At 71.7% G+C, this 18,411-nt stretch carries 17 protein-coding genes; 3 read left to right on the forward strand and 14 right to left on the reverse strand.

Going from position 1 to position 18,411, the window contains the following annotated elements; all coding sequences use genetic code 11:
* Nucleotides 1-102: 102 nt before the first annotated feature.
* The 14 genes from AB0G84_RS08240 to AB0G84_RS08305 all read right to left on the reverse strand — a co-directional run bounded on the left by AB0G84_RS08240 (nucleotide 103) and on the right by AB0G84_RS08305 (nucleotide 14,961).
* Complete coding sequence (locus tag AB0G84_RS08240) at nucleotides 103-1,446, reverse strand: hypothetical protein (RefSeq protein WP_361317270.1); 1,344 nt, start codon at nucleotides 1,444-1,446, stop codon at nucleotides 103-105.
* A gap of 74 nt (nucleotides 1,447-1,520) precedes the next feature.
* Nucleotides 1,521-2,198, reverse strand: a complete 678-nt coding sequence (locus tag AB0G84_RS08245) for a hypothetical protein (RefSeq protein ID WP_361317272.1) — start codon at nucleotides 2,196-2,198, stop codon at nucleotides 1,521-1,523.
* A gap of 31 nt (nucleotides 2,199-2,229) precedes the next feature.
* Nucleotides 2,230-3,219 (reverse strand): clavaminate synthase family protein, encoded by a 990-nt coding sequence (locus tag AB0G84_RS08250; protein WP_361317274.1) that lies wholly within the window; start codon nucleotides 3,217-3,219, stop codon nucleotides 2,230-2,232.
* Nucleotides 3,210-4,511, reverse strand: coding sequence for a cation:proton antiporter (locus tag AB0G84_RS08255; RefSeq protein ID WP_361317276.1), 1,302 nt, complete (start codon nucleotides 4,509-4,511; stop codon nucleotides 3,210-3,212). Before AB0G84_RS08255 ends, AB0G84_RS08250 begins: the two co-directional genes overlap by 10 nt.
* On the reverse strand, nucleotides 4,498-6,285 hold the full coding sequence (locus tag AB0G84_RS08260; protein WP_361317278.1) for an ABC transporter substrate-binding protein: 1,788 nt from the start codon (nucleotides 6,283-6,285) through the stop codon (nucleotides 4,498-4,500). The genes AB0G84_RS08255 and AB0G84_RS08260 overlap by 14 nt, the downstream gene beginning before the upstream one ends.
* Complete coding sequence (locus tag AB0G84_RS08265; protein WP_361317280.1) at nucleotides 6,282-6,644, reverse strand: hypothetical protein; 363 nt, start codon at nucleotides 6,642-6,644, stop codon at nucleotides 6,282-6,284. Before AB0G84_RS08265 ends, AB0G84_RS08260 begins: the two co-directional genes overlap by 4 nt.
* A gap of 25 nt (nucleotides 6,645-6,669) precedes the next feature.
* Nucleotides 6,670-7,533, reverse strand: coding sequence for a dimethylargininase (gene ddaH, locus AB0G84_RS08270; protein WP_361317283.1), 864 nt, complete (start codon nucleotides 7,531-7,533; stop codon nucleotides 6,670-6,672).
* Between the two features lie 115 nt (nucleotides 7,534-7,648).
* A complete protein-coding gene (locus AB0G84_RS08275) occupies nucleotides 7,649-8,893 on the reverse strand; it encodes an ATP-grasp domain-containing protein (protein WP_361317286.1) in 1,245 nt (414 codons plus the stop codon).
* A gap of 16 nt (nucleotides 8,894-8,909) precedes the next feature.
* Nucleotides 8,910-10,163 (reverse strand): MFS transporter, encoded by a 1,254-nt coding sequence (locus AB0G84_RS08280; protein WP_361317289.1) that lies wholly within the window; start codon nucleotides 10,161-10,163, stop codon nucleotides 8,910-8,912.
* On the reverse strand, nucleotides 10,160-11,320 hold the full coding sequence (locus AB0G84_RS08285) for an FAD-dependent oxidoreductase (RefSeq protein WP_361317291.1): 1,161 nt from the start codon (nucleotides 11,318-11,320) through the stop codon (nucleotides 10,160-10,162). The genes AB0G84_RS08280 and AB0G84_RS08285 overlap by 4 nt, the downstream gene beginning before the upstream one ends.
* 4 nt (nucleotides 11,321-11,324) lie before the next feature.
* Nucleotides 11,325-12,947, reverse strand: a complete 1,623-nt coding sequence (locus AB0G84_RS08290; protein ID WP_361317293.1) for a class I tRNA ligase family protein — start codon at nucleotides 12,945-12,947, stop codon at nucleotides 11,325-11,327.
* Between the two features lie 3 nt (nucleotides 12,948-12,950).
* Nucleotides 12,951-13,313: a cupin domain-containing protein gene (locus tag AB0G84_RS08295; protein WP_361317295.1), complete on the reverse strand. Its 363-nt coding sequence runs from the start codon at nucleotides 13,311-13,313 to the stop codon at nucleotides 12,951-12,953.
* Between the two features lie 73 nt (nucleotides 13,314-13,386).
* Nucleotides 13,387-14,709, reverse strand: coding sequence for a SidA/IucD/PvdA family monooxygenase (locus AB0G84_RS08300; protein ID WP_361317298.1), 1,323 nt, complete (start codon nucleotides 14,707-14,709; stop codon nucleotides 13,387-13,389).
* A gap of 63 nt (nucleotides 14,710-14,772) precedes the next feature.
* The gene (locus tag AB0G84_RS08305) at nucleotides 14,773-14,961 is read right to left on the reverse strand and encodes a hypothetical protein (protein ID WP_361317300.1); all 189 of its coding nucleotides are present in this window, start codon (nucleotides 14,959-14,961) and stop codon (nucleotides 14,773-14,775) included.
* 417 nt (nucleotides 14,962-15,378) lie between these two features.
* Between AB0G84_RS08305 and AB0G84_RS08310 the strand changes: the two genes are divergently transcribed.
* The 3 genes from AB0G84_RS08310 (at nucleotide 15,379) to AB0G84_RS08320 (ending at nucleotide 18,347) form a co-directional block, all read left to right on the forward strand.
* Nucleotides 15,379-16,632, forward strand: a complete 1,254-nt coding sequence (locus tag AB0G84_RS08310; RefSeq protein ID WP_361317302.1) for an ATP-grasp domain-containing protein — start codon at nucleotides 15,379-15,381, stop codon at nucleotides 16,630-16,632.
* Between the two features lie 82 nt (nucleotides 16,633-16,714).
* On the forward strand, nucleotides 16,715-16,882 hold the full coding sequence (locus tag AB0G84_RS08315) for a hypothetical protein (protein WP_361317304.1): 168 nt from the start codon (nucleotides 16,715-16,717) through the stop codon (nucleotides 16,880-16,882).
* Nucleotides 16,883-17,165: 283 nt separating this feature from the next.
* Nucleotides 17,166-18,347: an MFS transporter gene (locus AB0G84_RS08320; RefSeq protein ID WP_361317307.1), complete on the forward strand. Its 1,182-nt coding sequence runs from the start codon at nucleotides 17,166-17,168 to the stop codon at nucleotides 18,345-18,347.
* Nucleotides 18,348-18,411 lie beyond the last annotated feature (64 nt).

An 18,411-nucleotide genomic window follows, 5' to 3' on the forward strand; every position in this document is an offset into this window, starting at 1 on the left:
ACCGCACCCAGGTCACCGACTTATCCCTGGCGCCCCAGGGTGGCCCGGGGCGAGGCCCTTCGGATCGGCCCCGGGCCAGCGCCCGTCTCCGGGCGCGTGTACTCACCGGCCGTCGGCGGCGGCGTGGAAGACGCTGCCCATGGAGGCGCCCGCGCTGAGGTTGATGACGTCGGCGCCGGAGCCGGTGCGGGTGGCCCGGATCCAGGCGCCGCCGGTGACCGTGGCGGTGGTGAACACCCCCCACACCGGGGTCCATTCGACGAGGGCGCCGTTGTGGTCGGCGCACAGTTCGGAGACCGGCCGGATCCGGCGCTGCAGCACGAACGGTCCATCCACCGCGGCCCGTACCCGCTCGGCCCACTCCCCGGCGGCCAGTCCGTCCTGCCAGCCGAGCACCACGCCCTCGCCGCCGTGCGCCAGGGTCGGCTTCAGGGCCAGTTCGTGCTGGGCGGCCAGGGCGTAGGCGACCAGGTCGACCCGGCGGCCGTCCTCCAGGGTCACCTCGCCCTCGCGCAGCGTCCGGGTCCACGGCAGGAGCCGGTCCAGGCTGGCCAGTTCCCGGTCGGTGAAGAGGGGGCGGTTGGCCTCGTCGGAGAGCATCGCCATGGCGGCCTTGCAGCCGTACAGTTCGGCGTCGAGCGGTGTGAAGAGCTTCACCTCGCCGCGCTCGGCGGCGTCCAGGATGGGGTCCATCAGGGCCATCGCCCCCGGGCCGGACAGCACGTCCTCCAGCATGAACAGCCGGTTGACGATGTCGATGCGGCGCTCACCCAGCCAGATGCCGCCGTCCCGCGCGGCCAGCTCGCCGATGTGGCAGGCGTGCGCCTCCACGCCCAGCTCGCTCCAGCGGCGGGCGACCGCCTGTATATAGGGGGCGAGCGAGGTGTAGCTGCTGGGCCAGTCGGTGAGCGCGATCACCGGCCGGCTGCCGGGGGCGACGCCCGACTCGATGCGGAGGGTGTCGATGTGCGACCGGAGGGTGTCGACGTGGGTGAGGCGGTGCTCCTCGACGAACTCCCGGAAGGGGGCGTGCTGGAGCTGGCCGCGGGCGATGTCGACCGCGTCCGAACCGCCGATCGCACTGCCCATGTTGTATTCGAGCAGCCGGAAGCCGGCGGCGTCCGCGTACAGGTCGGCGCGGCTCAGCCGGGTCACACCGCTGTTGCGGCCGCGCAGCACACAGCTGATCTGGTCGTCGTTCATGCCCAGGGCGCGGGCGAACGCCGTGAGGTCGCCGCCGAACAGCCGGTCCGGCAGGCTGGTCAGGGACGCTTGCAACACCTCGAGGTCGCCGACGAGTTGCTGGTGCTCGTCCGCCTCTAGGAAGAGCGGGCGGGTCAGCAGGGCGTCCTGGTAGAGGACCTGCAGGAGCTCCGACCGGGGATCCACCGGAACCGGCTCGGGCACCGTCTCCAGGAACTTGGCGCTGAGCGCATTGCGAGCCACGTGATAACCCTTCGGTGAGTGGGGAGCCGGCCGGCGGTGGAGTGGACGGGACTCCCTCGCCGGCCGGCCCGCGTCTACGGGGTGCTCCCGCCGTCGACGGTGAGGGCGAGGTAGCAGTAGTCGTCGAGCATCTTGGGCAGGGGGCGGGCCGGGCGGCCGAGGCCGGCGGCGAGCTTCAGCGCGCCGTCGAGGTCCGGGCCGAGACCGGCCTCCTGCAGGAGGCGGGAGGCCCAGGTGCGGCCGAGCCGCTGGTGCGCGGCGTACGCGGTGTGGTCGCGGGCGCCGTGCAGGTGCGCGGCGATCGCCTCGTCCCACGGCATCAGCGTCTGGGGGCGCAGCGCGTGCAGGGCCTTCGCGGCGGCGGTCGGCCCGAGGGTGCGGGCGCGTCCGGTGGCCGGGGACAACGCGGCCGGGGTCGCGGCCAGTTCGGCGAAGCCGGTGCCCAGCAGGTCGAGGTCGTCGTCGGTGAGCTGGGCCAGGGTGCACTGCGGGAGCGCCGTGCCCCAGGTCCCCCACCAGGCGGCCAGACCGGTGTCGAACGGGTCCGGCTCGCCCGGCTTGGGGTAGCGGATGCGGCAGCCCGCGAGGTTGAGCCAGCGGTGCAGGGCCGTGCGGTGCGCGGGCCGGGACAGGTCGGGCCGCGCACCGGTGGCGGCGAGGTAGTCGTCCCAGATCTCGTCGACCCTGGTGAACTGCGCGAACCGTGTCACGGCCGCGCTCAGGACGGCCTGATTCATGGGAAGTTCGGGCATACGGGTCTCCTCGGTGCGGGACGTCCCGGGGTCAGCGGGACAGGACGTAACTGTCGTCGGGGCGGTGGTCTCGCGAGCGGCGCAGGTCGGTGAGGACGAAGGTGCGCTGGAGCCAGCGGTCGTTGCCGTCGTAGCGGGGGGTGAAGGCGGTGCGGCCGTGCAGCGTCACCCGATTGTCGACGATCGCCAGGTCGCCGGCGCTCAGGCGCACCGTGTACGACACGTCGTCGAACGCCTTCTCCAGGGCGGCCAGCGCCTCCTTGGCCCGGTCGGTGATGCCGGTGGTGGCGGCGAAGTCGACCCGTACGTCGGGGTCTTCGGGGTCTCCGGAGAGGATCGGGTGGGCCGGGACCGTCCCGTCGGACGTGCCGAAGGAGGGCGGCGGCTGGGTGGCGAACTCCGGGCTCGACAGCGTCTCGACCAGGTCTTCGGGCAGCAGCGGCAGCGCCTCGCGGATGCCGGCGGTGCGCAGTCCGGCGGCGCTCTCGTGGTCGGCGCGCAGGCACAGCAGCATCACGTAGTCGGGGCGGTGCGGGTGGAAGGCGTTCTCGTTGTGCATCATCAGGGCCACCGAGCCGGCGTTGCCCTGGAAGGTCTCCTGGCCCGGTACCGGCACCACGTCCTGGACGAGGGCGCCGGACTTCTCGGCGCGGAAGGCGGCCGGGTCGCCGAGGCCACAGGCCGTCATCAGCAACACGGCGGCGGGCACGCTCACTTCGCGCTGTACGGAGCCGGGCACGGTCGGGGTGAGCGGCAGGCTCTGCTCGTCGACGGGCAGGCCGCGCACCAGGAGTGCGCCGGAGGGACCCGAGTGCCGCCGGTAGGTGCGCGCCCTGCGCCGCAGCGCAACGGGCAGCTCTTCCCAGGCCGACCGGGCCTCGGCGACCCAGCGCGGGTCGTCGACCTCGGGCAGCCGGTCGCACAGGGCGCGGGCGGCGGCCTCGACCTGGGCCGACTCCTCCGGCTGAAGGGCGAAGACCCCTTCGGCCGACCGATCCGGTATGACGGTGGTTACTGACATTTCATGGCCATTTCTGTGCGCGGTGCGGAAGGCGTCCGGCGCGCGGACACCCGGTCGATCAGGTGCAGTGCGGGGGCGGTCAGGACCGTGGTCACCAGCGTCATCACCACGAGCATCGCGAAGACGGTGGGCGTGATGACCTTCAGTTGGAGGCCGATGCCGAGCACGACGAGTTCGGTCAGGCCGCGGCAGTTCATCAGCGCGCCCAGGGAGACGGAGTCCTGCCAGCCGAGTCCCGTCAGGCGGGCCGCGCCGGTGGCTCCGGCCCACTTGGCGACGATGGCGACGGCGGTGATCAGTGCACACCAGCCCCACAGCCCGGCGTCCCCGCCGAGCAGCCGGAACTCGGTGTGCAGCCCGGAGTACACGAAGAACAGCGGGAGCAGCAGGACCAGGGTGAGCGAGCGCATCCGGTCCACGGCCGCCGCCACCGCCGGCGCGTCACGCGGTACGGCCGTACCGAGCAGGAAGGCGCCGAAGATCGGGTGGATGCCGATCCAGTCGGTGGTGTAGGCGGCCAGCAGGACTGCGGACAACATCACCGGGAGGACGGCGCGTTCGGCGTGCCAGGTCCGGCGGGCGGCCAACCGGGCGAGCAGCGGCCGCAGTCCGTAGTGCACCGCGACGATGAACACCACGGTCAGGGCGAGGGTGACCAGCACCCCCGCCGGCGAACCGCCCCTGGCCAGCGCGGTCACCAGGGCGAGCAGGCACCAGGCGGTGATGTCGTCGATGGCCGCACAGGTCAGGGCGAGCGCCCCGACCGGGGTGCGGTCGGCCCCCCGGTCAGCGAGGATCCGGGCGATCACCGGGAACGCGGTGATGCTCATGGAGACGGCGATGAACAGGGCGAACGCCGGGAACCCGACGCCCGGCCCGGCGAACTGCCGGTACATCGCCAGGGCGAGCAGCAGTCCGCCGAGCAGGGGCAGGGCGATGCCGACGTTGCTGACCAGCACCGCGGTGCGGCCCCGGCCCCGCAGGTGGCGCAGGTCGAGCTCGTAGCCGACCAGGAACATGAACAGGGCCAGGCCGATCTGCGCGAGGGCGTTGAGGATCGGCAGCAGTTCCGCCGGGAACAACCACCGCTGCCCCTCCGGCCAGAGGGCCCCGAGCAGGGAGGGGCCGAGCGCGATGCCGGTGAGGATCTCCCCGATGACCGGGGCCTGCCCCACTGTGCGGCACAGCCGCCCGGCGAGGTGCCCGCACGCCATGATCAGGGGGAGGGCCAGCAGGAGGTGGGCGACCGGGTCCACCGCTGGGAGGGCTGCCGCGAGGTCAGTGGGCGCCATCGGAGCCGTCCGGCTCGTCGACGAAGTACCAGTTCTCGGGGTTGATGAAGCCGAGTGGGTTGATCGGCTCGACGCCCTTGAGCTGGTGGGCCACTTCGAAGACCCGCAGCGGGAAGTTGGGCATCCAGACGACCGGGACCTGCTCGGCGAGGTAGTCCTGGTAGGCGTACAGGTCGGCGGGGTCGTCGCTGGTGACGGTCCGCTCGATCAGCTCGTCGGCGACCGGGTCGGAGTAGCTGCCGAAGTTGCAGCCGGCGCCGGTGCGGTAGAGCAGTTCGCCGGTCGGGTGGAAGTTCGGCCCATACACCCAGCCGCCGTTCCAGCAGGACAGCTCCCAGCTGGTGGTGCCGGTGGTGTCCTGGCCGACCAGGACGGAGGGGTGCACCTCCTCCAGGACCAGTTCGATGCCGGCCCGGGCGGCGTCGTCGCGGAACTTGCGCATCACCCGGGTCAGCGTCTTCTCGTGCCCGGAGGCGTAGCGCAGCGAGAGGGTGAGCCGGGTGCCCTCGGGGATGCCCTCACCGGCCTGGCCGGGTCCGGTGCCGGGGTTGACGCAGACTGCGGGGGTGACCGAGGTGTCCCAGCCGTTGTCCTGGAGCAGGCGGCGGGCGCGGTCCACGTCGAAGGGGAACGGGTTGGACTTCTGTGCGGGTGAGAGCAGCCCGGTCTCCGGGAGGGCGGGCACCGGCCCGTAGGTCGGATAGCCGTAGCCCTGGTAGATCTCCTGGAACGAGCCGTCCTGGTCCAGGGTGGTCTGCAGGGCCTGCCGGAAGTAGAGCTGCCGGAAGATCTTCCCGGCGACGGTGGGGTTGGCGAAGTTGAACGGGAAGTAGTGGATGGCGTAGAGGATCTGCGGGACGATCCGGTAGTGCTCGGCGAGTGGGTTGGGGCCGCCGGTGACCGGGTCCGGGGCCGGCTCGGTGATCTTGTCAAAGGGCAGGAAGCCCAGGTGGAGGGCGTCCGGCCCGTGCGGGCCGCGCTCCAACTCCCGGTACTGCTCCTCGTCGCTCTCGGTGGGCACCAGGCGGAAGGCGTCGGCGTACGGCTTGTTGGGGCCGGAGTAGGACGGGTTGGGCACCATGGTGACCAGCCCGTCCTTCGCGTAACTGGCCAGCTTCCAGGGGCCGTTGACGATCGACCAGACGGGGCTGTCGGCCCAGCGGGTGCGCGCGGAGTTGTCCTCCGCGTAGACGTCGCCGTTCTCGGCCATCAGGTAGTCGTAGACCGCGTACGCCTCGTCCTTGTTCCCGGTGGCGTTGGCGGGGCCCTCGGCGGTACGGTCCCAGGCCTTGGGCAGCGGGGTGATCAGGCTGAACTGGTTCATCAGGACCCAGTTCTGCGCGTACGCCTTGTCGAAGGTGAAGCGGACCCGGTCCTCGGCGACCTTCTCGTAGCCGGTCAGGTTGTCCGGGAAGTAGCCGGGCACATAGCCGCCGTACTCCTCCTTCTTCGCCTCCAGCAGGTGCATCCAGAGCATCACCCCGTCGGCGTTGACGGTTTCGCCGTTGGACCACTGGTAGGGCTTGACGGTGAGGGTGGCGGTGCGCCCGTCCTCGCTCCACACGGGGGCCTCGGCGAGGCTCAGCTCGGGGTCGACCCGGGCGTCGCCCTTGGTGCCGTACCAGTACAGCGGCCGGTACATCAGCATCTGGAACTCGTACAGGCTGCGGGCGCCGAAGCGGCCCGGGGGCAGCAGGGGGAAGATGGCGGCGGGCGGGAAGCCGGGGGTGCAGGCCCAGCTGATGGTGCCGCCCTTGCGGGGTATCGCGGTCATCTCGGTCCTTGCTCGATGAGGGGGTCGGTGGCGGCGAGTTCCTCGATGCAGGAGGTGCCGGTGTCGGCGTCGGGGCCGTAGCGCTCCCAGGTCTCGTGCAGCCGGACGCGGCCGTCGGGGAGGATCTCCGGGACGCTCACACAGTGCCCGGCGACGGTCCGGCCGCTGGTCAGGACCATGGTGTAGGCGAAGGTGAGGGTGCCGTCGGGGGCGGCGACGCCGGTGAGCGAGCCGCGCCGGACGTCCCCTCCGGCGGAGGAGCCCCAGAGCAGGTCGCCCTGCTGGCGGTAGTGGGCGACGGGGGCGTCGGGGCCCGCCGTGACCTTCCGGAACCGTTTGCCGTCGTAGTGGATCAACATGCCCTCCGTGGGTGGTGGGGGCTGCTCAGGCGCGGTCGCGGAGTTCCAGCGTGCAGCACTTGACGCTGCCGCCGGCCTTGAGCAGCTCGGACAGGTCGACGCCGCGCGGCGCGAAGCCCCGCTCGCGCAGTGCGTCGATGAGGTGGGTGGCCGCCTGCGGCAACAGCACGTTGTGGCCGTCGCTGAAGGCGTTGAGGCCGAAGACCGCGGCGTCCGCTTCGGTGGCGAGGATCGCGTCCGGGTACAGCTCGCGGAGCACGGCGCGGCTGCCGGGGGTGAAGGCGGCCGGGTAGTACATGACCTCGGAGTCGGACAGCACCGCGAGCGCGGTGTCCAGGTGGTAGAACTCCGGGTTGACCAGGGTCAGTCCGGTGACCGGGACGCCGAAGAACTCCTGGGCCTCGGCGTGCGAGCGCGGGTCGGTGCGGAACCCGGTGCCGGCCAGCAGCCGGCGCCCGACCAGGAGGTAGTCGCCCTCGCCCTCGTTGATGAACTCCGGCCAGCACAGCTCCTGGTAGCCCTGGTCGCGGAACCAGTCCAGGTAGGCGGGGCCCTCCGCGGTGCGCTCGACGTGGCGGAAGCGGGCGCCGAACACCTTGCCGTCGACGACGGTGGCGCCGTTGGCGGCGAACACCATGTCGGGCAGCCCGTCGAGCGGGTCGATCAGCTCGACGGTGTGCCCGAGCTCCTCGTACAGCGCGCGCAGCGTCTCCCATTGGGCGAGGGCGAGTTCCGCGTCCACCGGCTTCTCGGGGTGCATCCACGGGTTGATGGAGTAGTGCACGTCGAAGTGGCTGGGGCGGCACATCAGCAGCCGGCGCGGTATCGCGGTGCGGGTGCGCGGGGCCTCGGCGGTCAGCAGCGGCTCGATGGGCTGTGGGTAGGGCATGGCGATCTCTCCTCGGGTGCGGAAAGGGGGGAGCCGGGCCGGCCGGGTGACGGGCCGGCCCGGGGTGCTCGTGAGGGTCCCGCGGGCCCGGTGGGCCCTGCGGCGACGGGGTGCGCTAGCGGGTGAACGTCACGTCGATGGAGCGGGCGAGGTCGGTCGCGGTGTCCATGGCGTCCTCGAAGGAAGTGCCGGTGACGCCGAGGAAGCCGAGGATGGAGTTGCCCTCGGGGGGACGCCGGATGACGTCACCCGGCCGGGCGGTGATCTTGAAGAAGAACACCTTGTCGGAGTCGCCGACCTCGGCCGGGACGTCGACCCGCTCGATCCGTCCGGAGGCGCACAGCAGGGCCATGCCCGCGATGTGCACCCCGGTCGGGGTGTACGGACCGACCTGCGGCCGGACGCCGCGCGCGGTGTCCATCAGGGCCCGGATCGGACAGTGGCCCGCGGTGAGCCGGGCGATGTGGTCGAGCCCACCGCCACCGGGGCGCACCGCGATCTCCAGGATGTGCGGGGCGCCCTGGTGGTAGCGGACCTCGGCGTGCAGCACACCGTGGGTGACGCCCTGGGCGCGTACGCCGGCCCGGACCGCGTGGTGCAGCTCCTCGATCTGGTCGGGGGTCAGCGAGGTGGGGGCGGCGTGCACATCGTCGTCGAAGGTGTCGCCCTCGACGGTGACCCGGTCGACGATCGAGCCGAGGTACACCTCGCCGTCCCAGGCGACCGCCTCGCACAGGAACTCCCGCCCGTCCAGGAAGGATTCGACCAGCAGGCCCTGGGGGCCCAGGTCGATGCCCTGTGCCTCCATCCGGTACCAGGACATCGTCGCGATGCCGTCGAGGGCCTGGCCGAAGCGCTCGGCCATGTCGTCGGCGTCCTCGATGCGGAAGACAAAGTTGCTGGCCGCACCCAGCGTCGGCTTGAGGATGACGGGGTAGCCGAACTCCTCGCCGGCCGCGAGCGCCTCGGCCACGTCGGACACCAGACGGAAGGCCGGGATGGGGGCGCCGCCCTTCTCGTGGGCCTGGCGCATCAGGAACTTGTTGCGGCTGGTGCGGGCCGCCTCCACCCCGATGCCGGGCAGCCCGAGCGCCTCGGCCACCGCGGCGACGGTGACCACTCCGGCCTCGGAGAAGGTCAGCACGCCCTCGAAGTGCTCCTGCGCGTGCCAGTCGCGGGCGGCGGCGATGATGTCGTCGATCTCCTGCGAGCCGGCGACGCGGTAGCGCTCGGCGGGCCAGTAGTCGTCCTCGCCCCGGCCGTTCAGGACGTACAGCTCTGCCCCGAACTCCTCGACCTGCTGGTAGCGGGACAGGTAGTACTGGGCGTTCTGGAGGGCCTCCAGCGCGAGCAGTTTCATGGTGCAGCTCCTCGGGTCAGTCGGCGGGCCGGGGCACGGGCGCGGCGGTGGCCGGCTCCCGCTCGGCGTAGAAACGGCGCATGGTGGCGAGCGCGGCCAGCGGGACCACGCCGATCAGGATCGACAGGCTCCAGAAGGCCAGGGCCACGGATTGGTGGTCGGCGAGGTAGGACAGGGTGATCGTGACGACCAGGCCGGCCGCCAGGCTGACCGCGTTGACGGTGCCGAACACCCGGCCCGAGCGGCTGTCGTCGATGGCCCGCATCAGCAGGGTGCGGGAGGAGATCGAGGCGAAGCCGAAGGCGAAGGCGGCGAACGGGATCGCGCTCATCAGCGCGGCGATGTGGAAGGGCTCCACGGCGATCAGCGCCGCGTTCCCCGCGAAGCCGAAGGCCGCCAGCGTCAGGTTGGAGACCCGTGCGGAGATCCGTTTGTAGACGGCCGCGCCGACCAGCATGCCGGCCCCGGCCAGCGCGTCGACCAGGCCGAAGATGCCCGCGCGCTCCTTGAACACCTGGATGACCAGGACCACCAGCAGCACATTGCTGACGGTGATGTTGACGCTGCCGACGGCGAGGAGCAGCCCGAGGCGCTTGACCGGCCCGCCCGTCGCCGCGGTGGTCGCGGCCTCGTCCTCGGCGGTCTGCTCCGTGCCCACCTGCGGCTTGCGGCCGAGCAGTATCCAGCACACCGCGGAGAAGGCGAAGGTGACGGCGTTGAAGTAGAACATCGGCATCAGGCCGAAGCCCTGGATCAGGAAGCCGCCGACGGCCGCCGACAGCAGCGAGCCCGCCTGCGTCGACATCGAGAAGTTGGCGTTGAACGGTCCGAGCCGCTCGAACCGCACCCGCTCCCGCACCAGGGCGTTGCTGGCCGGGTTGAACGCGGCGGAGATCAGCGACAGGACGAAGGTCACGACGTACGCGGTGACCTGGGTGGGGGCCCCGAGCGCGAGGGCGACCGGCAGCGACAGGGCCGCCAGGGCGCTGGCCACATCGCACACCAGGCACATCGTCCGCCGGTCGAACCGGTCCACGAGCCGCCCGAACACCATGGAGAGCAGCACCTGCGGAATGGCCACCACGATGAACAGCCAGCCCACCGACAGCGCGGTCCGCTGCTCTTCGAGGACCAGCAGCGAAGCGCCCATCAGCTGGATGCCGTTGCCGAGGAAGGTGACGAAGTTCGCCGGGAGGATCAGCCACTCGGACCGGTCCGGGCCGGGTGGTTTTGCCGCCTGCCGTGCCCCGGGGGCCAGTGAGGTGGTCATGGTGCAACTCCTGAGATCAAGTGGTCGGGGACGCGCAGCCGGCCGGGCATCCGCACCGGGCGGTCCACGGCGGCCAGGCCGGTCGGCACGCCGGGCCCGGTGCCCAGTGCCCGGCGGGCCAGTGAACGGGCTATCAGGGGGGCGAATTTGAACGAGGAGCCGCCGCAGGCCGCGTAGATCCATGCGTTGTCCTCGCCCAGCTGCCCGAGGACCGGGCCGTGGGTCGTGCGGTCGGCGAGGTAGTAGCTGTCCTCGGCCCGCTCGATCCACTCGGCCCGGAATCCGCGCAGCAACGCGCTGAAGTGCAGCACCAGCCGGGTCTGTTGGTCGCGGGGGGCCACCCGGTCGGTCACCTCGTCCACGGGCCGGCAGGCGACGGCCGCGCTGAGCTTGAGGGGGGTCCCGGCCACCGGCGGGACCAGCCAGGCGCCCTGCGGGGTGCCGAGCGACGGGATGGTGGGCGTGCGCTCCCACACCTCCCGCAGGGTCGTGGGCACCGCGCACATCAGCTGGGTCTGCCGGTACAGGGTCAGCCCGTCGGACCGCTCGCGGCCGAGCAGCTCGCGCGACCACAGGCCGGCGGCCACCACGACCGCGTCCCCGCGCAGCGCGGTGCCGTCCGCCAGCTGCACCAGACCGAACGGCGCCTCCACCCCGATCACCCGCCGGCCCGGCAGCAGCCGCACCCCCGGCCGGCCAGCCAGCAGCGCGGCGGTGCCGGTCAGGATCCGGTCGGCGAGCAGCACACCCCCGTTGCGCTCCAGGACCGCGCGGCTGCCGCGGGGCGGCAGCAGCTGCGGGAAGCGCTCGGCGGTCTCCCGCTCGTCGAGCCGCACCGCGCCCGGCACCTCGGCGAGTGCGGCGGCCGAGGCCTCGGGCTCGCCGGGGCCCAGGACGGTCAGGGCCCCGACCCGGTGGTAGACCTCGGCGCCGAGCCGGGACTCGACCTCGGCCCACCGGTGGTGCGCCTCGATGGCCGCTGCGGCCTCCGGCGCGCCCGCGTGCAGGGCCCGCAGGACCCGGTGCCGGTCGTAGGAGGTGGCCTCCGGGTTGGGGATCCCGCCCCGGTCCACGACGCTCACCTCGGCGCCCGCGAGCGAGCACTCCAGTGCGGTGAGGAGGCCGATCACTCCGCCCCCCACGACGATGATCCGCACGGCGTCAGCCGGCCTGGGCGGTGGTGGTGCCGAGCGGCGGCAGGGCGAACGGCTTGACCTCGGAGAGCGCGTAGGTCTCGAAGCCGAGCGAGCCGTCGAAGCCGTCGGCCAGCGCGGCCGCCTCCGCCAGGTCGATCAGGATCGGCGAGGCACAGGCGATCAGGGCGCGGACCTCCAGGAACAGGTCGCCGAGCGCCGTCCGGTCCAGCTTCTGGCAGCTGAGGTCGAGCTCCTCGGCCCACCGGGCCAGCCGCTCCAGCTGTACGCAGATCAGGTGGGCGGCCCGGGTGAGGCTGTAGCCCTCCAGCTCGTAGCAGGCGGCGAAGCGCTCCAGCATGATCGCCGCGTGCCGGCGGGCCCGGTCGGAGACCGGCAGGGTGGTGACGCCGACGGTCCCGGCCGCCTCGGCGAGCCGGGCGCGCAGCCGCTGCCACGGCTGGACCAGGCGCTCGCCGGCGACCTTGTCCAGGGCCGCCCGGCTGAAGTTGGTGCGCTGGTTCTCGGGGTTGGCCAGGGCCAGGTAGAACCGGACGAGGTCGCGGGGAACCTCCTGAAGGAGTTCCTCGGCGTACAGGACGTGGCCCCGGCTGGTGGAGAACTTCTCGTTCTCCAACTCGTAGAACTCGTTGACGATCATGGCGTCGGGGACGATGTACCGGCCCTCGTGGGCCATGATCAGCGCGAGGTGGGTCAGGCCCCAGAACCAGATGTTGTCGAAGCCGATGAAGTAGACCAGTTCGTGGTCGCGGTCGGTCCGCCACAGCTCGTCGGAGGCCTCGGTCTCCTCACCGAGCTGCCGGGCCGCGTGGTCGGTGGTGTACATGACCGCCGGAATGCCCTCGACCCAGGCGTTGATGACCTGTCCCGGCGTCTCGGGGAACGGCGCCTCGATGCCCCAGGCGATCGGGTAGGTGATCGCGAAGTCGGGGAGCGGGCGGTCCAGCAGCTCGCGCACCAACTGGGCCATGTGGGGCCGCAGATAGGGCAGCTTCTCGGCGTAGTAGGTGGTGAGGCGGTCCCGGTAGTCCTCCATCGGCAGGACGAGGATCTCGGCCTCGCGGGTGGTGAGCCGGTCGGTGGGGTCGACGGTGGAGCGGGCGCCGATCAGCTCGTCGAAGTTGTTGGGGTGGCCGCAGGTCTCGCACAGGCCGCCGCGGCTCTCCGACAGGCAGATCGGGCAGTCGCCGCAGACCAGGCCCTCGACGAGGAACTCACCGGTCTTCTCCGAGTACGGCAGGCGCACCGTGCGCAGCTCGAACTTGCCGGCGGCGTGCAGCTCCTGGACGAACCTCAGGACGGTGGCGCGGTAGCCGTCGTCGTACGGCGCGAAGCCGTCGACGGACATCCCCATCGTCTCCAGGGTGTCGCGGATGCCGGTCCACGAGCGCCGGGCCAGCTCCTCGGGGGCGATGCCGAGCTTGCGGGCGCTGGCCAGCACGTAGGTCTGGCTCTCGTCCGTGCCGGAGGAGTACAGCACGCCGCGCCCGGTGGCCCGCAGGTAGCGGGCGTGCACATCGGCGGCGATGAACGGGCCGGCGAGGTGGCCGATGTGCAGGCTGCCGTTGGGGGTGGGCGGGGTGTCGATGACGATGACGCGCCGGTCACCCAGCTCGTTGCGGGACGGCATGGCTCAGCCCTCGCTCTCGTGGCGGGCGGTGAAGACCGCGCTCATGTCGCTGTCCCACCAGACGCTGAACATCTCGAAGTCGGTGTCGGTCTCGTTGATGACCTGGTGTTCGTGACCGGGCGGGAAGTGCACGATGTCGCCGGCCACGAAGGGCAGCCGCTCACCGCGGGACTCGATCTCGGCCTCGCCCTTCACCGCGATGAAGATCTCGTACTCGTGGTGGGCGTGCTTGGGCGAGGAGGCACCGGCCCGGATGACGCTCTGGGCGCCTTCGAAGGGCGCGTTCAGCGTGGGCCACGGCAGCAGCCGTTGCGACCAGCTGTTCTCCGCGCCGAGCGCGGCGCGGTCGAAATGACGGATGTCCAAGGGGAGTTCCTTACGGAGGGAAGGGCAAGGGCGGGCTTGCCGGCGGACACGGGGTGAGCGGCGCGTACGGCGTTCAGAGGCCGGCCGGAACCGGCTCGCGGTCCCCGGCGGCGGGGCGGGGCGCGGTCTGGGCGGACTGCGCGGCGTGACCGATCAGGTTCCGGGCGATCTCCTCGCTGCGGGTGGCGAGGATGCTCAGCAGTGAGTCGGCGATGCCGTGCGTGGCCTCGTTGACGCCCTGCAGGTAGCAGCTGGCGGTGGACTGTTCGCCGATGTCCAGCCGGTAGTCGCGGCCGACCTCGATCTTCTCCAGGCCCAGCGCGTCGGCCAGGTGCCGGATGACGGCGGGCTGCTCGGGGCGGAATCCGGTGCCGAGCAGTACGAGGTCGCAGGAGAGCTCCTCGACGGCGCCGGTCAGCCGGTTGGCCAGGGTCAACACGACCTCGTCGCCGGTGTCCCGGGCGTCGGTGACCTGGGTCATGGTGCGGATCGACAGGCCCTTCTCGCCGCGCATCCGGTCCAGGTAGACCTGCCGGTAGAGCTGCTCCAGCATGACCGGGGTGAGCCCCGCGTAGTTGGTGCGGTGCATCTCCTCCAGGATGCTGCTGCGGGCGGCGGGGTCCGCGTCGTAGAAGTCGTCGACGAAGCCGGAGTAGAAGAGCTCGTTGGTGAACTTGCTGGTCTCGTAGTGGTTGAGGCCGATCGAGCGCATGATCAGCGTCGGTACGCAGCCGGGCAGGTCCTGCTGTACGGAGTGGAACATCTCGGCGGCGCTCTGGGCCCCGCCGATGACCACCACCCGCTCCCCCGCGCGCCGGGGCCGGGCGGCGATGCGGTCCAGGTACGCGGTGCTGTGGATGACGCGGTCGGCGTCGAGCCCGCGGAAGACCGCGGGGACGTTGGCGTCCCGGCCGGCGCCCACGACGAGGTGCCGGCCGCTGATGACCGCGCCGTCCTCGGTGTGCGCGAGCCAGCCGTCGACCCGGCCGTCCTGGTCCCGGTGCGGGGTCAGCGAGGTGACCTTGGAGCCGTACCGCACCCGGACCCGGTCGAGGGACTCGGCCACCCAGCGCTGGTAGTCGGATATCTCGCTGCGGTACGGGGTGAAGGTGGAGAGGTTGACGAACTCCTCCAACCGCCCGCTCTCGTGCAGGTAGTTGACGAAGGAGAACTTGCTGCGCGGGTTGCGCAGGGTCACCAGGTCCTTGAGGAAGGAGACCTGGCTCTGGGACCAGGGCAGCAGCATGCCGCGCTGCCAGGCGACGGTGTCGCCCTGCTCCAGCAGGAGGGTCTCGCCGGCCAGGTGGGGCGGCGCGAGCTCCTCCAGCGCCACGGCCAGCGCCAGATTGGCCGGGCCGGCCCCTATGGCCAGGACTTCGACGTCGTGCTTGGACATGAACTTCCCCTCGTGCAGTGGCGTGACGCCCCGGCGGTGTGCGCCCGGAGCCGGATGGGTGGGTCAGATCCGCAGGTCGGCCACCGGTCTGGCGTCGGTGGTCACCGGGGCCAAGCCCCAGCCCGAGTCGTCACCTCCGGCTCGGGCCGTGCCCCAGCCCGAGTCGCCCGGGCCGGAGGTGGTGGCGCCGGCCAGGACCGAGACGAACGCGGCGAGCGCGAGGGCAGCTGCGGCAGTACGGATACGGGACATGCGGACTCCTCGTGATGCGGCGTGCGGAATGGGAGGGCGGGGGCCTCGAAGGGCGAACGGGCCCGGGCCGCCTCGGCAGCAACCATGGCAGCGCGTGGGCCGGTTGGCGGGCCATGAGGACGCCCGGTAAACCGCCTGGCAGAAATACGCCCCTTTGACAAAACCCACCGAAACGCCGCAAACAGCAATGAACCACCGCTTCCGCGTGCGAAACGGAGCCATATATGCCGCATTCTTGTCATGGCTTGTCGTGTTCTTGGCGAACTCATCCCGCTTACTCGAATTCCTCCCCATGGCAGGTTTCCGCCTGGCGGATTGCCGCTGTCGTCCGGGGGCCGTCAACCCGCCCGCGTCCGGCGATGGTTGGTGCCGGGCGGGCATCCGCACCGCCCCTGTCACGGCTGAGGAGTCAGGAAGATGACCGCACCCACCGACGTACTGCTCGTGATCGGCAGCGGCCAGCAGCGCTACCGCGAGTACCTGCTCGCCGGCGCCGCCGAGCGGCACCCGCTGTGGCTGATCGACGCAACGGAGCCGACCTGGCAGCTGCCGCACCTCACCGGCTCCAGCGTGGTGCCGCTGCTCGACCGCACCCGGCTGATCCCGGACCGCGACCGCCTCCTCGGCACCGCCCTGCGCCTCGCCACCTCGCACCGGATAGCCGGTGTCCTCACCTACGACGAGACCCTGGTGACGACCGCCGCGTTGATCGCCGAGAAGCTGGGCCTGCCCGGCCTGACCACGGACGGCGCCGACCGATGCCGCAACAAGCACCGCACCCGCGCCGCCCTCACCCTGGCCGGCCTTCCCCAGCCCCGCTACGCCCTGGCGCTCACCCTGGACGAGGCCCGCGAGGCGGCCACCGCGATCGGCTTCCCGATGGTGCTCAAGCCGCGCGGCATGGGCGCGAGCATCGGCGTGGTGCGGGTGGACGACGCGGACGGCCTGGACGACGCCTTCACCATGGCGGAACGGGCCGGCCACGGCGGCTCGCCCGACTATGAGGGCGGGGTGTTGCTGGAGGAGTTCCTGACCGGCCCGGAGATCAGCATCGACGGCGCCTGCCTCGACGGCACGTACCGGCCGATGTTCCTCGCCCGCAAACAGACCGGCATGGAGCCGTACTTCGAGGAAACCGGCCATGTCGTCGACGCTGACGACGCACTGCTCCGCGACCCCGAGCTGCTCCGGATCCTGACGACGGCCCACCAGGCGCTGTCGGTGTCGACCGGCATCACCCACACCGAGGTCCGCTTCACCACCAAGGGCCCGGTCATCATCGAGGTCAACGCCCGCCTCGGCGGCGACCTGATCCCCTGGCTGGGCGAGCTGGCGACCGGCATCCGCCCCGGACGGGTGGCCGTCGAACTCGCCCTGGGGCTGCGCCCCGACCTCACCCCCACCGAGCGCCGCGCGACCGGCATCCGGTTCAGCTACCCGCCGCAGGACTGCCGCGTCGAGGAGGTCTCCGTCCCGGCGGCGGCCCCGTCCCGGGGACTGCTGTACGCCGAGCCGATCGCGGACCCCGGCGCCGAGCTGCGGCTACCGCCGCACGGCTACCTGGGCCGCTACGCCTACGTCGTCTGCGCCGGCGAGGACCGCGCCGAGTGCGAGCGGCGGCTCGACGCGGCCTCGGCGGCCACGAACCTGACGTACACCCCGGCCACCTGACCCCGCGCCCGGCAGGCGCCCCTCACCCACATGAGTACTTCTACGGATGGCCCGCCGTCACCACGCCCGACAGGCTGATCCCGTGATCGAACACAACGGAGAAGATCCCGCCTTCCCCTCGCACCCCGCCCGCGACCGCCGGACCGCGGAGAGCGCCATCAAGGCCGTCCTCGTGGTGGCGGCCGTAGCAGGCGCGATCCTGCTGTTCTTCTCGGTCCTCTTCATCGGCGGCTATGCCCTGTCCGGCTGACCGTCGACGGTCCCCGTCATGGTCGGCCGGATCGACCAACGGGGCCGCACCGGGCACCGGTTGACAGGACACGAAGTTCCCGAGGCACCGAGTGCGGGGTGCCGGTGCCGGACAGCGCGCCGTGCTCGACGGGGCGGACATCGCCCGATGCGACACTGAATGGCGCGGGTCAGGAGGCGGTTGCCGGCACTCCGATCTGAGCGGCTGCGTCAGCGATGCGCATCCGTGGCCGGCCCCTCCTGACTTGACCTTCATACTGATGTGAAGGTTGATGCTAGCCCGCATGCGGAGAACTTCCTCACCCACGCTGGTGGTCATCGTCCTGGCAAGCTCACTGTTCGTCGTCACCAGCAGCGAGTTCCAGGTCGCGGCGATGCTGACCGCGATGTCGGCCGACCTCGGGGCGCCGGTGGCCGACCTGGGCCTCCTGGTGACGGTCTACTCGCTCGGCATGGGATGCGGAGGGCCGGTGGTGGCGTGGGCCCTCCGGCGACTCCGGCCCAGGCGCGCACTGGTTCTGGTGATGGCCTGCTACGCGGTCGCCGAGGCGCTGGCGGGGGCCACGTCGGAGACGAACCTGCTCATCCCGCTGCGCCTGGTCGCCGGAGCGTTGTCCGGGGCGACCTTCGGGATGGCCCTCTCGACGGGCATGCGCCTCAGCGATGAGCGCGGCCGGGCCCGTATGTCAGCCGGCGTGCTGACCGGCCTCATGGCCGGAACGCTGCTGGGCCTCCCGCTGAGCCATGTGCTGGCGACGACCGTCGGCTGGCGAGCGTCGTTCGTCGTGCTGGCGGCGGCTGCGGCCGCCATGGCTCTCGCGGTACGCCTTGCCGTACCCGAGGCACCGGGAAGGTCCGGTGAACGGCCGGCGTCTCTCGGCGCGTTGCGCAACGGACACCTGTGGCTGAGGTACCTCACCAGCTTCCTCACCATCGGCGGTGCCTTTACGGCCTTCACCTTCATCGACCCGCTGCTCCAGCGAGCCGGCCTCACCGCACCCCAGGCCACTCTGACGATGTTCGGCTTCGGTGCCTCGGCGTTCACCGTCAACCACCTCGCCGGCCGCGTCCCGGCTGGGGCCGCCCGAGGGTGGCTGGTCTCAGGCGTCATCGCCCAACTCGCCGCCCTGCTCGTCTTCCTGCTGGCACCCGGGCTCTCGCCGTTGATCGTGACGGCGACCGTGTTCCTCGGAGGGGCAGGAATCGCCTTGAATCCCCTTCTGGTGAACCGGGTGATCACCGTCGGGGAGCCGAACGTCCTGGTGAACACCGTGCACACCTCCGCCATCACCCTCGGGGTCGCGGCGGCCACCACGCTCGGCAGCCGAGCCATCACCGTCACCGGCGATCTCGGCGGAACCGTCCTCGTCGGCCTCGCCTTCAGCGTGGCGGCCGTGCTGATCACCGCCACCACGCGTGGCGGTGATCCTCTTGGCCCGTCACGCGACCGGGCGGGGCGGCCCTGACAGCGAACGGCGGCACGTCGCACCGGCGTTGGCCAGCCACCACGTCACGACCAGGGCAACGACA

This window comes from Streptomyces sp. NPDC020742, from assembly GCF_040641675.1.
Lineage (GTDB): Bacteria > Actinomycetota > Actinomycetes > Streptomycetales > Streptomycetaceae > Streptomyces.

Bases quoted from the DNA above. Each gene is read 5' to 3' on its own strand.
- AB0G84_RS08245 (WP_361317272.1), bottom strand. From the start codon at position 2,198: ATGCCCGAACTTCCCATGAATCAGGCCGTCCTGAGCGCGGCCGTGACA.
- AB0G84_RS08250 (WP_361317274.1), bottom strand. From the start codon at position 3,219: ATGTCAGTAACCACCGTCATACCGGATCGGTCGGCCGAAGGGGTCTTC.
- AB0G84_RS08255 (WP_361317276.1), bottom strand. From the start codon at position 4,511: ATGGCGCCCACTGACCTCGCGGCAGCCCTCCCAGCGGTGGACCCGGTC.
- AB0G84_RS08260 (WP_361317278.1), bottom strand. From the start codon at position 6,285: ATGACCGCGATACCCCGCAAGGGCGGCACCATCAGCTGGGCCTGCACC.
- AB0G84_RS08265 (WP_361317280.1), bottom strand. From the start codon at position 6,644: ATGTTGATCCACTACGACGGCAAACGGTTCCGGAAGGTCACGGCGGGC.
- ddaH (WP_361317283.1), bottom strand. From the start codon at position 7,533: ATGCCCTACCCACAGCCCATCGAGCCGCTGCTGACCGCCGAGGCCCCG.
- AB0G84_RS08275 (WP_361317286.1), bottom strand. From the start codon at position 8,893: ATGAAACTGCTCGCGCTGGAGGCCCTCCAGAACGCCCAGTACTACCTG.
- AB0G84_RS08280 (WP_361317289.1), bottom strand. From the start codon at position 10,163: ATGACCACCTCACTGGCCCCCGGGGCACGGCAGGCGGCAAAACCACCC.
- AB0G84_RS08290 (WP_361317293.1), bottom strand. From the start codon at position 12,947: ATGCCGTCCCGCAACGAGCTGGGTGACCGGCGCGTCATCGTCATCGAC.
- AB0G84_RS08300 (WP_361317298.1), bottom strand. From the start codon at position 14,709: ATGTCCAAGCACGACGTCGAAGTCCTGGCCATAGGGGCCGGCCCGGCC.
- AB0G84_RS08305 (WP_361317300.1), bottom strand. From the start codon at position 14,961: ATGTCCCGTATCCGTACTGCCGCAGCTGCCCTCGCGCTCGCCGCGTTC.
- AB0G84_RS08310 (WP_361317302.1), top strand. From the start codon at position 15,379: ATGACCGCACCCACCGACGTACTGCTCGTGATCGGCAGCGGCCAGCAG.
- AB0G84_RS08320 (WP_361317307.1), top strand. From the start codon at position 17,166: ATGCGGAGAACTTCCTCACCCACGCTGGTGGTCATCGTCCTGGCAAGC.